The sequence below is a fragment of the Streptomyces sp. NPDC005866 genome (assembly GCF_040629895.1).
Lineage (GTDB): Bacteria > Actinomycetota > Actinomycetes > Streptomycetales > Streptomycetaceae > Streptomyces.
Map to the genome: position 1 here is coordinate 261402 of NZ_JBEXWP010000005.1, position 17779 is coordinate 279180.

Sequence of the window (17779 nt, forward strand, 5' to 3'; positions counted from 1 at the left end):
CCTTACCGCCCCCTGCCCAGTCGCACCCTTGCCCGCGCGCACCCTTGCCCGGGACGGACACTGACATCTAACATTTCAGTTCATGGAGGCCCTGCGACCCCTGCCCCGCACCCTGCTCCGCGACCGTGCCTACGAGGCCATCCGCGATGCCATCGTCACCGGGGAGATCGAACCCGGCGCGGTGGTGCGTGACGCCGAGTTCGCGGAGCGGCTCGGGCTGTCCCGGGCGCCGGTACGGGAGGCGTTCGCCCGGCTCGTCGACGAGGGGCTCCTGGAGAGCAAGCCGCAGAGCTACACCCGGGTCACCCCGGTCGTGGCTGCCGACGTACGGGACGCGGCGGCCGTGGTCGGCGCCATGCACGAGCTGGCCACCCGGGCCGCCGTACCCCGGCTGCGGGACACCGACCTCGACATGATGCGCGGGGCCAACGACCGGTTCGCCGCCGCCGTACACGCCGGTGACGTGGACGAGGCCCTGCGCGCCGACGACGAGCTGCACGACGTACTGATCCGCGTGGCCGGCAACCGCGCGGCCGCCGCCACCGTCGCCCGCTACACCCCGCTCATCCGCCGTCTGGAGCGCCGCCGCTTCGGCGAGGGCGGCTCCTGCCGCTCGGCAGGCCTGCACGAGCGGCTCATCGAGGCGTGCGCGGCCGGTGACCCGCGGGCGGCGGTCCGGGTCACGGCGGACATCTGGCGCACCCTCGCCGACCTGGCCGACCCCGACTGACCCCAGGAGCCTCCATGTCCCTTTCCTCCTACGACCGTTACCCTCTCCTCTTCGGTCCCTCGCCCGTGCATCCGCTGGAGCGCCTCACCGCCCACCTCGGCGGAGCCGCGCTGTGGGCCAAGCGGGAGGACTGCAACTCCGGGATCGCGTACGGCGGGAACAAGACGCGCAAGCTGGAGTACCTGGTGGCCGACGCCCTCGCCAAGGGATGCGACACCTTTGTCTCCATCGGCGGGGTGCAGTCCAACCACACCCGTCAGGTCGCCGCGGTCGCCGCCCGCGCCGGGCTCAAGTGCGTCCTGGTGCAGGAGAGCTGGGTGGAGTGGCCGGACTCCGTGTACGACAAGGTCGGCAACATCCTGATCAGCAGGCTGGCCGGGGCCGATGTGCGCCTGGTCCGGGCCGGGTTCGGGATCGGGTTCAAGGAAAGCTGGGAGGGGGCGCTGCGCGAGGTCGAGGAGGCGGGCGGCAAGCCGTACGCCATTCCGGCCGGCGCCTCGGACCACCCGCTGGGCGGGCTCGGCTTCGCCAACTGGGCGTACGAAGTCGCTGAGCAGGAGCGGGAGCTGGGCGTCTTCTTCGACACGGTGATCGTCTGCTCGGTGACCGGGTCGACCCAGGCCGGGATGGCCGCCGGGTTCGCCGCGCTGGCGGAGGCCGGTGGGCGTGAGCGCCGGGTCATCGGCATCGATGCCTCGGCCAAGCCCGCCGAGACCCGCGAGCAGATCGCCCGCATAGCCCGGCGGACCGGGCAACTGATCGGTGTCAAGCGGGAGCTGACGGTCGACGACATAGAGCTGGACGAGCGTTACCACGCGGGTGTCTACGGCATCCCGGACGAGGCCACCCTGGAGGCGATGTGCCTCGCCGCCCGTACCGAGGGCATGGTCACCGACCCGGTGTACGAGGGGAAGTCGATGGCGGGCCTGGTGGACCTGGTCGTGCGGGGTGAGATCGACGCCGGCTCCACCGTCCTCTACGCCCACCTGGGCGGGCAGCCCGCGCTGAACGCGTACAGCGCGCTGTTCTGACGGACCGGGAGGGCGGCCCCGCGCCCCCCGGAAGGGGCGCGGGGCTGTGCCGCTACAGCGCTTGCGCGCCCGGCTTCACCATGTTCCGGACCGTGCGGGCCTTCACGAAATCGCCCAGTGCTGTCATGTCCCACTCGCCGGAGAACTGGCGGACCACCTTGGCCATCATCACGCCGGTCTGGGCTTCGGCGTTGGTGAGGTCGAAGCGGACCAGTTCCTCGCCGGTCCCGGCGTCCAGGAGGCGGCAGTAGGCCTTGGCGACCTCGGTGAACTTCTGGCCGGAGAAGGAGTTGACCGTGAAGACCAGGCCGGTGACCTCCGGGGGGATCCGGCCGAGGTCGACCACGATCACCTCGTCGTCGCCGCCTCCCTCACCGGTGAGGTTGTCACCGGAGTGCTTGATCGCGCCGTTGAGGATGGACAGCTTGCCGAAGTAGCAGCTGTCGACGTGGTTGCGCTGCGGCCCGTAGGCGATGACCGAGGCGTCCAGGTCGATGTCCTTGCCGCGGAACGCCGGTTCCCAGCCGAGGCCCATCTTGACCTGCGAGAGCAGCGGGCTGCCGCCCTTGACCAGGGAGACGGTCTGGTTCTTCTGGAGGCTGACCCTTCCCTTGTCGAGGTTGATCTTCCCGGCGCCGGGGGCGGGCGGAGTGGGAGGCATCGGTGGGGCCGCCACCGGGGCCGCCGCCGGGGGAGCCGTCGGCTGGGGGGCCGGGGCCGCCGCCGGCTCCTCCACCGTGACGCCGAAGTCGGTCGCGATGCCGGCCAGGCCGTTCGCGTAACCCTGGCCGACCGCGCGGGCCTTCCACGCGCCGTTGCGCAGGTAGATCTCCACGACCACCAGGGCCGTTTCCGTGCCCAGCTGCGGAGGCGTGAACGTGCCCAGGACCGAGCCGTCGTCCGCGTTGCGGATCGTCGCCGTCGGCTCGACGCCCTGGAAGGTCTGACCTGCGGCGTCGGGGCTCGCGGTGACGACGATCTTCTCGATTCCGGGCGGCACGGCGGCCGTGTCGACGGTGATCGCGTCCGGGGACGTACCGCCGCCGGAGCGGTACGTCACACCCGGGCCGTTCGGCTGGTTGTAGAAGATGAAGTCGTCGTCGGAGCGCACCTTGCCGTCGCCGGTGAGCAGCAGGCCCGACACGTCGAGCCGCACCGGGGCGGCGACGTCCACCGCCACCCGGGGGACGGGGAGAGGGATGTTCGAGCCAGGGGTCATAGCTGTCATGCCGGGTGAACGAACGACCCCGCTTTACCGTTCCCTTACCGACGAGCCGCGCCCGCAGTGCCCCCCGATCGGCTCAGGGGACCACGACGATCTTCCGGCCCACCCCCGCCGCGAACTGCTCCAGCGCCTGCGGGTAGCTGTCGAGGGGGAGTCGGTCGCTGATGAAGATCTCCGGGTCCAGGACCCCGTTCGCGAAGAGCTCCGCGGCGCGTTCGTAGCTGTGCAGGACGGCCATGGAGCCCGTGATGGTGATCTCCTGGTTGTAGATGCGGTACGGGTCGATCGTCACCCGGGTCGCGTAGTCGGCGACGCCGAACTGGAGGAACGTGCCCGCCTTCGCCACCCGCTCCAGGCCGTCCTGGATCGCCGCCGCGTTGCCGGTGGCGTCGATCACCACGTCCCAGCCGCGCGGGCGGTCCAGTTCGTCGGCGTTCGCGGCGGAGGCCGAGACGCCGAGCCGGCGGGCGGTCTCCAGGCGGGCCGGGTTCAGGTCGACCACGTCGACGCTGGCCGCCCCGGTCCGCTTGGCGAGTTCCAGCATCATCAGGCCCATGGTCCCGGAGCCGTAGATCAGGACGTGCGCGCCGAGACGGGACTGCAGGACGTCGTAGCCGCGCACCGCGCAGGACAGCGGCTCGACCAGCGCCGCGTCCTGGGTGCGGACGTGTTCGGGGAGCTTCACGCAGTTGGCGACCGGGGCGACCGCGTACTGTGCGGCCCCGCCCGGCACGGTCACGCCGATCGCGGCCCACCGTTCGCAGAGGTTGTTGTGGCCGTCCCTGCAGTAGTGGCACTCGTGGCAGTACAGGGACGGGTCGACCGCGACCTGGTCGCCGATCGCCACCTCGGTCACCTGGGAGCCGACGCCGACCACCTCGCCGGCGAACTCGTGGCCCGGCACGATCGGCAGCTTGGGCGCGAACTCGCCCTGGAGGATGTGGAGATCGGTTCCGCACAGGCCGCAGGCGGCCACTTCCACCACGACCTCGCGGGGGCCCGGTGCCGGGTCGGGGACCTCGGTGACGACGGCACGGCCCACGGACTCGATGACGGCGGCCTTCATTTCACGGCTCCCAACGACAGGCCCTGGACCAGCTTGTCCTGGGCGGCGAACCCCGCGGCGAGTACCGGCAGGGAGACGACGAGCGACGCGGCGCACACCTTCGCCAGGAACAGGCCCTGGCTGGTGATGAAGCCGGTCAGGAAGACGGGGGCGGTCTCGGCGACCACGCCCGTCAGGACTCGGGCGAAGAGAAGTTCGTTCCAGCTGAAGATGAAGCAGATCAGGGAGGTGGCGGCGATGCCGGGCAGGGCGATCGGGGCGACCACGCGCGCGAGGATCGTCGGGAGGCGGGCGCCGTCGATCTGTGCCGCCTCGATCACCGCGACCGGGACCTCGGCGAGGAACGACTGCATCATCCACACCGCGATCGGCAGGTTCATGGAGGTGTAGAGGATGACCAGGAACCAGATGTTGTCCAGCAACCCGGTGTTCTTCGCGAACAGGTAGATCGGCAGCAGACCGGCCACGACCGGCAGCATCTTCGTGGAGAGGAAGAAGAACAGGACGTCCGTCCACTTCTTGACCCGCCGGATCGACAGCGCGTAGGCCGCCGGGAAGGCCAGGACGAGGACGAGGAGGGTCGAGACGATCGAGGCGACCGCCGAGTTGACCAGAGCCGGCCAGGGGCTCGCGCCACCGCCGGCGCCGAAGAACTCGCGGTAGCCGTCCAGGGTGAGGGCGGCGCCGAAGGAGGGCGGGTTGGTCGCCGCGTCCGCTTCGGAGTGGAAGGACGTCAGCGCCATCCAGGCGATGGGGAAGAAGAAGACGATGCCGGCCAGCCAGGCCACCAGACCGATGCTGAGGCCCCGGTGCTGCCGTATGCGAAGGGCGATGGTGCTCATGCGCGGGACACCTCCTCGCGGAACAGGGACGACACCACGCGCAGGGCGAAGGTCGCGATGATGATCGAGCCGATGACGACCAGGACGCCGGCGGCCGAGGCGAGGCCGTTCTCGTGGGCCTGGTAGAAGCTCTGGTAGACGGTGTAGGGGAGGTTGGCGGTGCCGAGGCCTCCGGACGTGATCGTGAAGACCGCGTCGAAGTTCTGGACGATGTAGATACAGCCCAGCAGGGCGCCGAGTTCCAGATAGCGGCGCAGGTGCGGAAGCGTCAGATAGCGGAAGACCTGCCATTCGCTCGCGCCGTCCACCCGGGCGGCCTCGATCTGCTCGGGGTCACGGCTCTGCAGCCCGGCGAGCAGGATCAGCATCATGAACGGCGTCCACTGCCACACCAGCGCGGCCTCGACCGCCAGCAGCGGTGTGCTCGAGATCCAGTCGGGCTGCGGTCCGCCGATGTAGTGCAACAGGCCGTTGAGCAGGCCGTACTCGGGGTTGTAGAGGACGTGCTTCCAGAGCAGGGCCGCGGCCACCGGGACCACCAGGAAGGGGGCGATCAGCAGGGTGCGGACGATGCCGCGGCCGCGGAACCGCTGGTTCAGGAGGAGTGCGAGGGCGAGGCCGATGACCAGGCTGACCAGCACCACCGTGACCGTGAGCAGCACGGTCGTCCACACCGAGTGGCGCAGGTCGGCGTCGGTCAGGACCTGACGGTAGTTGTCGACGCCGGCGAAGTGGCGGGCCTTCGGGTAGAGGGCGTTCCAGTCGAAGAAGGAGATGACCACCGTGGCCACGAAGGGCAGCTGGGTCACGACGATCATGAAGACCAGGGCGGGCAGGAGGGGGGCCCGGGTGGCCCAGGCGCGCAGGCGGGCGGAGGGCGGCCGCGTGGCGCGTGCGGGTGTCGCTGCGTAGGGGGCTGTTGTCGCGGTCATCGTCCCTCGTACTCCTTGGAGATCTTCTCGGCGAGCTGCTGGGACTTCTTCAGGGCCGAGTCGACGGACTGTCGTCCGGCGATGGCCGAACTGATCTCCTGGGAGACCTTGGTGCCGAGATCGGTGAACTCGGGGATGTCGACGAACTGGATGCCGGGCGCGGGGCGCGGCTGGACTCCGGGGTCGTTCGGGCGGGCGCTCTCGATGGCCTCCTTGGTCATCTCCTGGAAGGCGGCGGCCGACTTGACGTAGTCGGGGTTCGTGTAGGTGGACGCCCGCTTGCCGGCCGGGACGTTGGACCAGCCGCTGGTCTTGCCGACCAGTTCCTCGTACTGCTTGCTGGACGCCCAGGAGACGAACTTCCAGGCCTTGTCGGGGTTGCGGGAGGCCTTCTGGATGCCCCAGGCCCAGGTGTAGAGCCAGCCGGAGGACTTGGTCTGTTCCACGGGCGCGGGGGCGTAGCCGAGCTTGCCCTTGACGGGGGAGCCGTCCGCCTCGAGGAGCCCGGCCGCGGAGGTGGCGTCGTACCACATGGCGACCTTGCTCTGGGTCATGTTGTTGAGGCACTCGGCGAAGCCGGACTGGGGGGCGCCGGACTCACCGTGCTTGCGGACGAGGTCGACATAGAACTTCGTCGCCTTCTCGAATCCGGGCGCGTCCAGCTGGGCCTTCCAGTTCTTGTCGAACCAGGTGCCCCCGAAGGTGTTCACGACGGTGGTCAGCGGCGCCATCAACTCGCCCCAGCCGGGCAGGCCGCGCAGGCAGATGCCGCGCATGCCGGACTGGGCGCCGTCCACCTTGGCGGCGAGGTCGGCGACCTGCTGCCAGGTGGGGTGCGCGGGCATCGTCAGGCCCTTCGCCGCCAACACGTCCTTGCGGTACATCAGGAACGACGACTCGCCGTAGAAGGGCTGGCCGTAGAGCTTGCCGTCGCTGGCGGTCAGGGACTCGCGCATCGGCTTGAGGATGTCCTGCTCGTCGTAGCCGGGGTCCTTCGCGACGTACGAGTTCATCTCGTGCAGCCAGCCGTTGCGGGCGTAGATCGGTATCTCGTAGTTGGACAGGGTGGCCACGTCGTACTGGCCGGCCTGGTTGGCGAAGTCCTGGCTGATCTTGTCGCGGACGTCGTTCTCGGGCAGGACGGTGAAGTTGACCTTGATGCCGGTCTCTTTGGTGAAGCGCGGGGCGAGCTTCTGGAGTTCGGTCATCTGGGGGTTGTTGACCATCAGCACATTGATCGAATCGCCGCCGGCACCGGACCCGCCCGCGCCGACCCAGCAGCCGGAGAGCAGCGGGGCGAGCAGCGTCCCTGCGGCGGCCATGGCGAGCGTGGCTCGCGGCCTCCGTCGGCTCGGGGTTCGCATGGATCGCTCCTGGAGGAATTGGGGTATATGGGGCACTACAGAGTGTGAAGAGGTCTTCACGGAGTGAGTTCGCTGTTCGGGGAGTGGTGTGTCAGACCCGGATGACCTGCGGGCCCAGCAGGGCGTAGCGGTGGGCCTCCGCCGTGGGAAGCAGGGTGCTTGTCACGATCGCCTCCAGGGCGCCGACCTCGGCGAATCGGCAGAAGCTGACGGCTCCGAACTTGGTGTGCACGCCCGCGAAGATCGTCCGGCGTGCGGCGCGGACGGCCTGGGTCTTGACCTCGCTGACGGCGGGGTCCGGGGTGGTCAGCCCGTGCTCACGTGAGATGCCGTTGGCTCCAATGTAGGCGAGATCGAGAACGAAGCCGGCGAGCATCTTGGTCGTCCAGTGGTCGACGGTCGCCAGCGTGCCGGCCCGTACCCGTCCGCCGAGCAGCAGGACCGACATGTTCTCGGCCTCGGCGAGCGCGCCCGCGACCGGCAGTGACGCGGTGACCACGGTCAGTGGCCGGTCCGTCGGCAGTGCCTCGGCGATGAGCTGCGGGGTGAAGCCCTCGTCGACGAAGACGGTCTCGGCGTCGCCCAGCAGCTCGGCGGCGGCCGACGCGATCCGCCGCTTCTCCGGCACATGGCTGGTCGAACGGACGGCGAGCGTGGTCTCGAAACCGGCGCTCTCGACGGGGTACGCGCCCCCATGGGTGCGGCGCACCAGGCCGTGGTCCTCCAGGGCGCGCAGATCCCGCCGGATGGTCTCCTTGGCCACGCCCAGGGAGGCGGCGAGAGCGGTGACGTCGACCGAACCTGTGGCGCGCGCGGCCCGCACGATCTCGCGCTGGCGTTCTTCCGCCGTCCCCGAGGTCATCTCGTCACCCACTTCCCTGTGGCATTGCCCGTTCGGGCCATGCAGCAAGTTCTACAGCGGGTGTGCGAGGCTGACCAGGTCTGTTGCGGGCCCGATACTGCCCGTGTGTGCCCGTTTGCCGGGCGGAGTGCCCGCGTCGGACCTGCGCGGCTGCCGGGCGAGGAGTGAGAGCGGGCGGCCCGGATGCCCGAACAGGGCGGCGGGCCGGCCCGTTCGGTGCCCGCCCGCCGCCGTGGGCGATCCTTTTCCGCCGTGTCGCGTGCCGCTCAGTACGGCCAGATGGGCGGGTCGTTGACGAAACGGCCGCCCAGATGGGTATGGGCCGGGTTCTCCGGGTCCAGCTCGCCGTGCTCGGCGATCAGCTTCTCCGCGTACTGCTCGGAGTCGTCCTGCGGCTCGTATCCGAGTGCCCGTGCGGTGGTCAGGTCCCACCACAGGCGGGTGTTGGCGGAGGAGCCGTAGACGACGGTGTGGCCGACCCCCTCGGCGGTCAGGGCCGCGTGGAAGAGGCGGGCGCCGTCGGCGGGGCTCATCCACACCGAGAGCATGCGCACGTCGGTCGGCTCCGCGAAGCAGGAGCCGATGCGGACCGAGACGGTCTCCAGGCCGTGCCGGTCCCAGTACAGCTGGGCGAGGTCCTCGCCGAAGGACTTGGACAGGCCGTAGAAGGTGTCCGGGCGGCGCGGGGTGTCGACCGGGATGAGCGGTCGTGAACCAAGGGGCGTGCCCGTGTGCGGGGCGGGGGTGTAGCCGACCGCGTGGTTGGAGGAGGCGAAGACGATGCGCGGCGCGCCGGCCTCGCGGGCGGCCTCGTACAGGTTGTAGGTGCCCTCGATGTTAGAGCGGAGGATCTTCTCGAACGGCGCCTCCACGGAGATCCCCGCCAGATGGAGGACCGCGTCCACGCCTCGCACCGCCTCCCGCAGCGCGTCCTTGTCGCCGAGGTCGGCGGTGATCGCGTCGGGTTCGCCGTCGATGGGGCGCACATCGAAGAGGCGCAGCTCGTAGCCGTACTGCGGGAGCAGGGACCGCATCAGGGTGCCGAGCCCGCCTGCGGCGCCGGTGAGCAGTAGCGTGCGAGGAGTGGGCATCCGGGGTCTCCTTGGTCGGCATCCTCTGGGTGGTCCAGGAGGTCTCATCCATGTACGGCATTCACATGCATGGACACGCTAGGAGGTGCGGTGTGCCTCGTCAAGTGTGCCGTGGAGTGCGGGAATCGGCTCGGATGTTGGTCGTCTGTCTTCTTGACCGACGCTGAGGGCGCCTCGTAACGTGGTCGCGTTCATGAATATGGACGCTGATCAGGGACATGCATCGGTACGACGATCTGCGTCGACCGCATCGACAGGGAGCGCCCGTGACGCCAGCCCCTCTCGCCGCCCGGCTTCGTGACCCGCGCGGGCCGCTCTTCTTCCCCGTCACGGCCTACGGCCCCGACGGCTCCCTCCACCTCGACGCCTACCGCGAGCACGTCCGCCGGGGCGTCGAGGCCGGCGCCGCGGCCGTGTTCGCCTGCTGCGGCACCGGCGAGTTCCACGCACTGCTGCCGGAGGAGTTCGAGGCCTGCGTGGGCGCGGCCGTGGCGGCGGCCGAGGGCCGGGTACCGGTGATCGCCGGCGCCGGCTACGGCACCGCCCTCGCCGTGCGCTACGCGCGTCTCGCGGCGGCCGCGGGTGCCGACGGCCTGCTCGCCATGCCGCCCTACCTGGTGGTCGCCGGCCAGGAGGGCCTGCTGCGGCACTACCGGGAGGTGGCGGCGGCGACCGATCTCCCCGTGATCGTCTACCAGCGGGACAACGCGGTGTTCACCCCGCCCACCGTCGTCGAACTCGCCCGTACCGAAGGCGTCATCGGCTTCAAGGACGGCCTCGGCGACCTGGACCTGATGCAGCGCATCGTCAGCGCCGTCCGCACCGAGGTCCCGGGCGACTTCCTCTACTTCAACGGCCTGCCCACCGCCGAACAGACCCAGCTCGCCTACCAGGCCATCGGCATCACCCTCTACTCCTCGGCCGTCTTCTGTTTCGTCCCCGAGGTCGCCCTCGCCTTCCACGCCGCCCTGCGCGAGGGGGACAGGGCGACGGTGGAGCGCCTGCTGGACGGCTTCTACCGCCCGTTCGTCGAACTCCGCGCCCAGGGCCGGGGATACGCCGTCTCGCTGGTCAAGACGGGCGTACGGCTGCGCGGTCTGGACGTCGGCGAGGTCCGGCCCCCGCTGCACGAGCCGGGCGAGGAGCATGTGAAGCAGCTCGCCCAGCTGATCGAGCGTGGGTACGCGCTGCTGGAGGAGGGCGCGTGACGGCGTCCACCGGACCCGGAGGACGACGGTTGAAGACGTCGGCGTTCGTCTACCCCTGGGACGTGAACGGGGATCCCGGGGCCCCGGAGCGGATCGCCGCGCTCGGCGTGGACCAGGTGACCCTCGCCTCCGCCTACCACTCCACCCGCGCGCTGACCCCCCGCCATCCCCGCCGCCGTATCGTCACCGCCGAGTACGCGGCCGTGTACTACCCGATGGACGACCGCTGGGCAGACCGCGGGCTCCGCCCGTATCCGGCGGGCGACTGGGCCCCCGGCGACGCCTACGGAGAGGCCGCCGAAGCCCTGACCGGCGCCGGCCTCGAAGTCCACACCTGGGTGATCCTCGCCCACAGCTCCCGCCTGGGCGCCGAGCACCCGGACACCTCGGTCGTCAACGCCTTCGGCGACCGCTACCCCTGGGCCCCCTGCATCGCCCAGCCCGCCACGCGCGCGTACCTGACCGACCTCGCCGCAGAGGCCGCCGTACGCCCGGGCGCGGCCGGCACCGAACTGGAGTCCCTCGGCTGGTACGGCCTCCAGCATCTGCACGCCCACGACAAGACCGCGGGGGTCGCCCTCGGCGACGCCGGCCAGTACCTGATGGCGCTGTGCTTCTGCCCGACGTGCCGCGCCGGGTACGGCGAACACGGCCTGGACGCCGACGAGTTGGCGACGGCCGTACAAGAGGCCCTGGAGCCGCTGTGGCGAGGCGCGGCGGACGACGGCGGATGGCCGGCGGTCGAGAAGCTGCTCGGCGAACCGGTGGCGGCGGCCACGCGCGCGTGGCGCGACGGACAGGCCCGCACACTCCAGGAGACGGCCGTCGCCGCGGTGCGGGCGGCCGCCTCACGGAACTTCCAAGTCCTGCTGCACGCCGACCCGGTGGCCTACCACTGCGGAGCCAACGCAGGCGTGGGTCCCGCGCATGTGCTGTCGGTCGCGGACGGTGTCGTGGTCCCCTGCGCCGGCGGTACGGCCCTGCTGACGCCCTTCGCCGAGCACGCGCGGGAGGACACGGTCCTGGCCGCCAACTTCACGGTCGTCTCCGGGATGGGCGGCAGCCCCGCCACCCTGGCGGCCGACGCGGCCCGGGCACGCCGGCTGGGCGCCACCGAACTGCGGCTGTATCACGCCGGGTTGGCGTCCGACGACGACTTGGCGGCGGTGCGGGAGGCGCTGCGCTGAGCCAGTGACCCGGCGGTGGCCAGCAGCGCACCGCCGAGGGCCACCAACAGCAGCCGGTGGTCGACGAGTTCCACGAGGGCGGCCCCGACGGCCAGCCCGATCACGTTCGGTGTGAACATCAGCGTGTCGGCGGTCGCGGTCGCCCGCCCCAGCGCCGCCGCCGGGACCTCGCGCTGTACGGCGGTGTAGGCGGCGATCAGCACACACGGCAGCCCGAGCCCGCCCGCCGCGCTGCCCGCCAGCACCACCGCGTCGTACGGCACCGCCCGCGCGGCCACCGCGACCGCCGTCAGCGCGATGCCGTACGCCGCGAACCGGCGCTCGCCGCAACGCCGCAGGGCGGGCCCGGAGACCAGCCCGACCGCGACCGAGCCGGCGCCCTGGACGGCGTACATCACGCCCGTGTAGGCGGGCGAGCGGCCGAGGGCGTCCACCACCGCGTAGTTCAGACTGCTGCCGAGCGAGGCGAGGCACATGGTGGCGCCACCGGCGCGGACCAGCGGGCGCAGGGCCGGGTGCCCCCACAGCAGCCGGACGCCTTCGACGGTCTGCCGCCGCCAGTCGCCGTCCGTCGGCTCGGGGCGATCCTCGCGCACCCGGAGCAGCGCGCACACCCCCGCCGCCAGCACGAAGGTGCCGGCATCCAGCAGCGCCACGCCCGGCCCGCCGTACGCCGTGTACAGCGCGGCGCCGGTCAGCGGGGCGACCAGCTTCATGCCCTCGCGGGCGGTCGTCCGCAGCCCGTTGAAGTCGCCGCGGAGGGCGGGGTCGACGGCGGCGGAGACCAGGGCGGAGTTGGCCGCGTCCTCGACGACGCCTGCCGCGCCGTAGAGGACGAGGACGGTGAAGAGGAGCCAGACGGAGGCGGCCGAAGCGACCCTCCAGAGGGGGAGAAGGAGGACGGCGAGGGCGAGGTTCATCCGGATGAGCAAGGGCTTGCGGCGGACGCGGTCGGCGAGGGTGCCGAGGGCGGGGCCGAGGAGGGTGGGGGCCCACAGCGCGGCGGTGCACAGCGCGGCGAGGCCGTCGGAGCCGGTGAGGTCCTTGACCCAGACGCCCGACACGAGCCAGAGCGCGGAGCTTCCGAAGCCGGAGACCACGACGCTGGTGAGACAGAGGCCGGCGTTGCGGTCGCGGAGCAGGCGGATCACGGTCCAGGAGGTGTTCATGCCTGGTCATCGTGGGTCTAAGGCGGGGTGGCCGGGATCGGGAAGGTGCCTTAGAAGGGCCAGGTATGTCGCCTGCCGGGGTCCGGACTCCTGGACCGTGGCGGATCGATGAGTTTCGGCGGCCGGCGCGGTCTACCTCCCGAAGGAGACGACTCGGACGACCGGGTCGGTGAACCGGGAGGCGACGCAATGACTGACACGACCATGATCGACCTGGGTCCGCAGGCGAGAATCGTGGCGGAACTCGCGGAACGGGTGACGGACGAGCAGCTCACGGCCTCCACCCCGTGTCCGGACTACGCCGTCCGCCATCTGCTGGGCCATGTGGCGGGGCTGTCCATGGCCTTCCGGGACGCGGCCCACAAGAACCTGGGGACCACGACCGACCACCGCCCCGATGCCACCCTGCCGGAACTCGGCGCGGGCTGGCGGCAGGAACTGCCCAAGGCACTCGACGCACTGGCACAGGCCTGGCTGGAGCCGTCCGCGTGGAGCGGTATGACCCGCGCGGGCGGGATCGACCTGCCGGGCGAGGTGGCGGCGGCGGTCGCCGCCGACGAACTGGTCATCCACGGCTGGGACCTGGCCCGGGCCACGGGCCAGGAGTACACCCCGGACCCGGCGGCGCTGGAGGCCGCGTACGGCTTCCTGCGGGCGGCGGCCCAGGCCGACCGGGGCCCGTTCGGCCCGCTCGTGCCGGTACCGGAGAGCGCGCCGTTGCTGGAGCGGGTGGTGGGGCTGAGCGGCCGGGACCCGGGCTGGAAGCCGTAGGGCGACTGGGCTGGAACCCGTACCGGGACTCTGACGATGAGCGGGCGGTGAGCCGGATCCGTACCCTCCTCGCCATGCCATTGAGCCTCACCGTCCTCGGCACCGCTGCTCCGTAAGTACCCCCGGCCCGGCCGCCCGTGCTCCGGGTACCTGCTGCGCGGCGGGGCTGCCGAGGTGTGGGTGGACACGGGGGCGGGGACCTTCGCGGAATTGCAGCGGCACACGGATCCGGCCTGGCTCACGGCAATCTGGATCTCGCATCTGCACGCGGACCACAGCGCGGATCTGCCGGCCGCCGCGTACGCGTACGCCTTCGGCGGACTGACGCCGCCCACACCGGTACCGGTCTACGCCCCACAGGGGTGCGCGCAACGGCCGGCGGGCTTCTTCGGCCGGCCGGATCCGGGCTTCCTCGGCGGGGTGTTCGGCTTCCGGCCGCTGTACGACGGGCATATGGTCCAGCACTGGAACCTCCGGCCGGCCACGCGGGCGGTGGCCCACGACACCGAGGTCTACGGGCTGCGCGCGGAAGGCCAGGGGAGCGTACTGGCGTACTCCGGGGACAGCCGCCCCTGCGACGCGCTGACCGAACCGGCTGCTCGCGCGGATCTCTTCCTGTGCGAGGCCGACCGACGAGCGTCGCGATGGCGAACGCGTCCATCTGACGCCGGAGGATGCGGAGCCAGGGCGCAGCGCCCGCCTGAGGCTTTGTCAGAAGCATTGACGAAACGCAGCCGCCCTCCTACCTTCGTCCGCGTCGTACCTCGTACGTCATATATGAGACGCGATACGCGAGATCAGAAACGTCAGATCGGCTCCCGGAGCTGATATGTGACCCCGAGAGGCGCGCATGACCTCTGTGCCCATGCCCATGCCCATGCCCATGCCCATGCCGATCCCGTCCCGGACGCAGTATGTGCTGGACGCGATCAAGCACCGCATCCTCAGCGGGCAGCTGACGCCCGGTCAGGCGCTCGTGGAGACCGAGCTCGCCGCGCAGTTCGGGGTGTCGAAGACCCCCGTGCGGGAGGCGCTCAAGACCCTCGCGGGGACCGGGCTGGTCGTGATGAGCCAGTACAAGGGGGTCACGGTGCGCATGGTGGACGCGGACATGGCCCGCGAGGTCCACGACGTACGGCTCCTTCTCGAACCCGAGGCCCTCAGGCGGGCCGTCAGGACAGGCGCCTCCCTCGACGCCGCCCGCGACGCGCTCACCCGCGCCGACGACGCGACCGACACCGCCGAACGCTCCCTCGCGAACCGGGACTTCCACCGCGCCCTCTATCTCCCGTGCGGCAACCCGCTCCTCGGCCGGATGCTCGACGAGGTCCGGGACCAGGCCGCCCTGGTCTCCGCCGTCGCCTGGGCCGCCTCCCCCTCCTGGGAACAGGAGGCCGGCGAGCACCGCGAGATCCTGCGGCTGGCGCTGGAAGGCGACGCCGACGGCGCCGCCCGCGCCCTGCACGCCCATATCGCGTCCTTCGTCGAGCGCGCATACCCGGAAGCCCAGGCAGAGGAAGGCCAGGAATGAGCAGCGTGGCGTTCGAGACCCAACGGACCGCACTGGCCGACGTGGTGGCCATCCCGGTGACCCCCTTCGCCGAGGACGGCAGCGTCGACCAGGACACCCACCGGGCCCTGCTGCGCCGCATCCTCGACGGCGGGATCCGCACCCTCACCCCCAACGGCAACACCGGCGAGTTCTACGCCCTCAGCCCCCAGGAGCGGCGGCTCATCACCGAGTTGACCGTCGACGAAGCCGGTGAGCGGGCCACCGTCCTCGTCGGTGTCGGACATGACGTGCCGACCGCCGTCGCCTCGGCCCGGCATGCCCGGGAGCGCGGCGCACAGATGGTCATGGTCCATCAGCCCGTCCACCCGTACGTCTCGCAGGGCGGCTGGGTCGACTACCACCGCGCCATCGCCGAGTCCGTGCCCGAACTGGGCGTCGTCCCCTACGTCCGCAACGCCCAGCTCCCCGGCGTCCGCCTCGCCGAACTCGCCGACGCCTGCCCCAACGTGATCGGCGTCAAGTACGCAGTCCCCGACGCCGCGAAGTTCGCCGCCTTCGCCCGCGACGCCGGTCTCGACCGCTTCGTCTGGGTCGCCGGGCTCGCCGAGCCCTACGCGCCCTCCTACTTCTCCGCCGGCGCCACCGGCTTCACCTCCGGCCTGGTGAACGTCGCCCCGGCCGTCTCGCTGAACATGATCGAAGCGCTTCGATCCGGCGACTACCCGGCCGCCATGAAGGTCTGGGAGCAGATCCGCCGCTTCGAGGAACTGCGCGCGGCCAACGGCTCCGCGAACAACGTCACCGTCGTCAAGGAGGCCCTCGCCTCCCTCGGCCTCTGCCGCCGCGACGTCCGCCCGCCCAGCAGGCAGCTGCCCGAGGACGAGCGCGCCGAGGTCGCCGCCATCACCTCCGGATGGTCCCTGTGAGAAGGCCCGAGGAACTCCGCAGCCACCAGTGGTACGGCACCGAAGGGCTCCGCCCCTTCAGCCACCGCGCTCGCACCCGCCAGCTCGGCTACCTCCCCGAGGAGCACCTCGGCAAGCCGGTCATCGCGATCCTCAACACCTGGTCGGACATCAACCCCTGTCATGTGCACCTCCGTGACCGGGCGCAGGCCGTCAAGCGGGGCGTCTGGCAGGCCGGTGGCTTCCCGCTGGAGTTCCCGGTCTCCACGCTCTCCGAGACCTTCCAGAAGCCGACTCCCATGCTCTACCGCAACCTCCTCGCCATGGAGACCGAGGAACTGCTGCGGTCGTATCCGGTCGACGGAGCCGTGCTGATGGGCGGCTGCGACAAGTCCACCCCCGCCCTCCTCATGGGTGCCGCCTCCGTCGACCTGCCGGCCGTCTTCGTACCCGCGGGCCCGATGCTCCCCGGCCACTGGCGCGACGAGGTCCTCGGCTCCGGCACCGACATGTGGAAGTACTGGGACGACAAGCGCGCCGGTCTGATCGGTGACTGCGAGATGTCGGAGCTGGAGAGCGGGCTGGCCCGTTCGCCCGGTCACTGCATGACGATGGGTACGGCCTCCACGCTCACCGCCGCCGCGGAGGCGCTGGGTGTCACGGTCCCGGGCGCGTCCAGCATCCCGGCCGTCGACTCGGGACACGACCGCATGGCAGCCAGGGCGGGGATGCGGATCGTCGAACTCGTCCACCAAGACCGACGGCTCTCCAGCCTCCTCACCTCCGACGCCTTCGAGGACGCGGTGACGACCGTCCTCGGCCTCGGCGGCTCCACCAACGCCGTCATCCACCTCATCGCCATGGCCGGCCGGGCCGGAGTACGGCTCACCCTGGACGACTTCGACCGCGTCGCCCGCACCGTGCCCGTCCTCGCCAACGTCCGCCCCGGCGGCCGGACGTACCTCATGGAGGACTTCCACTTCGCGGGCGGCCTCCCGGGCTTCCTCTCCCGCATCCCCGACCTGCTCCACCTCGACCGGCCGACGGTGTCGTACGACACCTACCGCGAACAGCTCGCCGGCGCCCAGGTGCACAACGACGACGTCATCCGGCCCCGCGACAACCCCGTGGCCGCCGAGGGCGGAGTCGCCGTGCTGCGCGGCAACCTCTCTGCCCGGACGGTGCCGTCATCAAGCACATCGCCGCCGAGCGGCATCTCCTCAAGCACACCGGGCCCGCCGTCGTCTTCGACGACTACAGGACCATGCAGCGCACCCTCAACGACCCCGCCCTCGGCATCACCGCCGACAGCGTGCTGGTGCTGCGCAACTCCGGGCCCAAGGGCGGTCCGGGCATGCCCGAGTACGGCATGCTGCCCATCCCCGACCACCTGCTGAAGCAGGGCGTGCGGGACATGGTGCGGATCTCCGACGCCCGGATGAGCGGCACGAGTTACGGCGCCTGCGTGCTGCACATCGCGCCCGAGTCGTACATCGGGGGGCCGCTCGCCCTGGTTCGCACCGGGGACTCCATCACCCTGGACGTCGACGCCCGCACCCTCCAGCTCAACGTGGACGACGAGGAGCTGGCGCGGCGCCGGGCCGAGTGGACCCCACCGCCCGTGCGCTACGAGCGGGGCTACGGCGCGCTCTACGACCAGCAGATCACCCAGGCCGACACCGGCTGCGACTTCGAGTTCCTCGCCCGGCCGGGAGAGGTCCCGGACCCGTACGCGGGCTGACCGCAGCATTCGGGTCGACGGACGCGAGCAGCACGTACAACGCCCGCAGTTCCAGCGGGACGCTGCCCGCGACCACCTTCCTGACGACGGGCAGCACCACCATCGGAGCCACCACGGACTGACCCGGAAATCCGGAACCATT

At 71.1% G+C, this 17779-nt stretch carries 15 protein-coding genes and 3 pseudogenes; 10 read left to right on the top strand and 8 right to left on the bottom strand.

Features of this window, described 5'->3' with window-relative positions; genetic code table 11:
• The first annotated feature begins 82 nt into the window (after positions 1–82).
• Entirely contained in the window at positions 83–730 is a 648-nt protein-coding gene (locus ABZ396_RS10160; RefSeq protein WP_358914542.1) for a GntR family transcriptional regulator, read from the top strand.
• Between the two features lie 14 nt (positions 731–744).
• Complete coding sequence (locus ABZ396_RS10165) at positions 745–1761, top strand: 1-aminocyclopropane-1-carboxylate deaminase (RefSeq protein WP_358914544.1); 1017 nt, start codon at positions 745–747, stop codon at positions 1759–1761.
• A 52-nt stretch (positions 1762–1813) separates the two neighbouring features.
• Here the strand turns inward: ABZ396_RS10165 and ABZ396_RS10170 are convergent, their stop codons facing one another.
• The 7 genes from ABZ396_RS10170 to ABZ396_RS10200 all read right to left on the bottom strand — a co-directional run bounded on the left by ABZ396_RS10170 (position 1814) and on the right by ABZ396_RS10200 (position 9143).
• Complete coding sequence (locus tag ABZ396_RS10170) at positions 1814–2980, bottom strand: TerD family protein (RefSeq protein ID WP_358914546.1); 1167 nt, start codon at positions 2978–2980, stop codon at positions 1814–1816.
• A gap of 82 nt (positions 2981–3062) precedes the next feature.
• Entirely contained in the window at positions 3063–4052 is a 990-nt protein-coding gene (locus ABZ396_RS10175) for a zinc-dependent alcohol dehydrogenase family protein (RefSeq protein WP_358914548.1), read from the bottom strand.
• Positions 4049–4894 carry a carbohydrate ABC transporter permease gene (locus ABZ396_RS10180; RefSeq protein WP_358914550.1) on the bottom strand — a complete coding sequence of 282 codons (846 nt, stop codon included), beginning with the start codon at positions 4892–4894 and terminating at the stop codon, positions 4049–4051. The genes ABZ396_RS10175 and ABZ396_RS10180 overlap by 4 nt, the downstream gene beginning before the upstream one ends.
• Entirely contained in the window at positions 4891–5826 is a 936-nt protein-coding gene (locus tag ABZ396_RS10185; RefSeq protein WP_358914552.1) for a sugar ABC transporter permease, read from the bottom strand. Before ABZ396_RS10185 ends, ABZ396_RS10180 begins: the two co-directional genes overlap by 4 nt.
• Positions 5823–7190, bottom strand: coding sequence for a sugar ABC transporter substrate-binding protein (locus ABZ396_RS10190; protein WP_358914554.1), 1368 nt, complete (start codon positions 7188–7190; stop codon positions 5823–5825). Before ABZ396_RS10190 ends, ABZ396_RS10185 begins: the two co-directional genes overlap by 4 nt.
• A 91-nt stretch (positions 7191–7281) precedes the next feature.
• The gene (locus ABZ396_RS10195) at positions 7282–8052 is read right to left on the bottom strand and encodes a DeoR/GlpR family DNA-binding transcription regulator (protein WP_358914556.1); all 771 of its coding nucleotides are present in this window, start codon (positions 8050–8052) and stop codon (positions 7282–7284) included.
• A gap of 266 nt (positions 8053–8318) precedes the next feature.
• Positions 8319–9143 (bottom strand): NAD(P)-dependent oxidoreductase, encoded by an 825-nt coding sequence (locus tag ABZ396_RS10200; protein WP_358914558.1) that lies wholly within the window; start codon positions 9141–9143, stop codon positions 8319–8321.
• A 266-nt stretch (positions 9144–9409) separates the two neighbouring features.
• Between ABZ396_RS10200 and ABZ396_RS10205 the strand changes: the two genes are divergently transcribed.
• Positions 9410–10351, top strand: a complete 942-nt coding sequence (locus ABZ396_RS10205; protein ID WP_358914560.1) for a 5-dehydro-4-deoxyglucarate dehydratase — start codon at positions 9410–9412, stop codon at positions 10349–10351.
• Between the two features lie 29 nt (positions 10352–10380).
• Positions 10381–11538 carry a hypothetical protein gene (locus ABZ396_RS10210; RefSeq protein WP_358914784.1) on the top strand — a complete coding sequence of 386 codons (1158 nt, stop codon included), beginning with the start codon at positions 10381–10383 and terminating at the stop codon, positions 11536–11538.
• Here the strand turns inward: ABZ396_RS10210 and ABZ396_RS10215 are convergent.
• Entirely contained in the window at positions 11481–12707 is a 1227-nt protein-coding gene (locus tag ABZ396_RS10215; RefSeq protein ID WP_358914562.1) for an MFS transporter, read from the bottom strand. The genes ABZ396_RS10210 and ABZ396_RS10215 overlap by 58 nt on opposite strands.
• A gap of 189 nt (positions 12708–12896) precedes the next feature.
• Between ABZ396_RS10215 and ABZ396_RS10220 the strand changes: the two genes are divergently transcribed.
• The 6 genes and pseudogenes from ABZ396_RS10220 to ABZ396_RS10245 form a co-directional block, all read left to right on the top strand.
• Positions 12897–13478, top strand: coding sequence for a TIGR03086 family metal-binding protein (locus ABZ396_RS10220; protein ID WP_358914564.1), 582 nt, complete (start codon positions 12897–12899; stop codon positions 13476–13478).
• A gap of 74 nt (positions 13479–13552) precedes the next feature.
• Positions 13553–14157, top strand: a pseudogene (locus tag ABZ396_RS10225) (MBL fold metallo-hydrolase); the annotation flags it as partial.
• 204 nt (positions 14158–14361) lie between these two features.
• Positions 14362–15009 (top strand): GntR family transcriptional regulator, encoded by a 648-nt coding sequence (locus ABZ396_RS10230; RefSeq protein WP_358914786.1) that lies wholly within the window; start codon positions 14362–14364, stop codon positions 15007–15009.
• On the top strand, positions 15006–15917 hold the full coding sequence (locus ABZ396_RS10235; RefSeq protein WP_358914566.1) for a dihydrodipicolinate synthase family protein: 912 nt from the start codon (positions 15006–15008) through the stop codon (positions 15915–15917). The genes ABZ396_RS10230 and ABZ396_RS10235 overlap by 4 nt, the downstream gene beginning before the upstream one ends.
• Positions 15905–17637: pseudogene (gene araD / locus ABZ396_RS10240) on the top strand (L-arabinonate dehydratase). Before ABZ396_RS10235 ends, araD begins: the two are co-directional and overlap by 13 nt.
• Positions 17637–17759: pseudogene (locus ABZ396_RS10245) on the top strand (pectate lyase); the annotation flags it as partial. The pseudogenes araD and ABZ396_RS10245, both read left to right, overlap by 1 nt.
• Positions 17760–17779: the final 20 nt, after the last annotated feature.

What these genes read in the sequence shown, in the direction of transcription:
- ABZ396_RS10160 (WP_358914542.1), top strand. Translation starts at nt 83, where the DNA reads ATGGAGGCCCTGCGACCCCTGCCCCGCACCCTGCTCCGCGACCGTGCC.
- ABZ396_RS10165 (WP_358914544.1), top strand. Translation starts at nt 745, where the DNA reads ATGTCCCTTTCCTCCTACGACCGTTACCCTCTCCTCTTCGGTCCCTCG.
- ABZ396_RS10170 (WP_358914546.1), bottom strand. Translation starts at nt 2,980, where the DNA reads ATGACCCCTGGCTCGAACATCCCTCTCCCCGTCCCCCGGGTGGCGGTG.
- ABZ396_RS10175 (WP_358914548.1), bottom strand. Translation starts at nt 4,052, where the DNA reads ATGAAGGCCGCCGTCATCGAGTCCGTGGGCCGTGCCGTCGTCACCGAG.
- ABZ396_RS10180 (WP_358914550.1), bottom strand. Translation starts at nt 4,894, where the DNA reads ATGAGCACCATCGCCCTTCGCATACGGCAGCACCGGGGCCTCAGCATC.
- ABZ396_RS10185 (WP_358914552.1), bottom strand. Translation starts at nt 5,826, where the DNA reads ATGACCGCGACAACAGCCCCCTACGCAGCGACACCCGCACGCGCCACG.
- ABZ396_RS10190 (WP_358914554.1), bottom strand. Translation starts at nt 7,190, where the DNA reads ATGCGAACCCCGAGCCGACGGAGGCCGCGAGCCACGCTCGCCATGGCC.
- ABZ396_RS10195 (WP_358914556.1), bottom strand. Translation starts at nt 8,052, where the DNA reads ATGACCTCGGGGACGGCGGAAGAACGCCAGCGCGAGATCGTGCGGGCC.
- ABZ396_RS10200 (WP_358914558.1), bottom strand. Translation starts at nt 9,143, where the DNA reads ATGCCCACTCCTCGCACGCTACTGCTCACCGGCGCCGCAGGCGGGCTC.
- ABZ396_RS10215 (WP_358914562.1), bottom strand. Translation starts at nt 12,707, where the DNA reads ATGAACACCTCCTGGACCGTGATCCGCCTGCTCCGCGACCGCAACGCC.
- ABZ396_RS10220 (WP_358914564.1), top strand. Translation starts at nt 12,897, where the DNA reads ATGACTGACACGACCATGATCGACCTGGGTCCGCAGGCGAGAATCGTG.
- ABZ396_RS10230 (WP_358914786.1), top strand. Translation starts at nt 14,362, where the DNA reads ATGCCCATGCCGATCCCGTCCCGGACGCAGTATGTGCTGGACGCGATC.
- ABZ396_RS10235 (WP_358914566.1), top strand. Translation starts at nt 15,006, where the DNA reads ATGAGCAGCGTGGCGTTCGAGACCCAACGGACCGCACTGGCCGACGTG.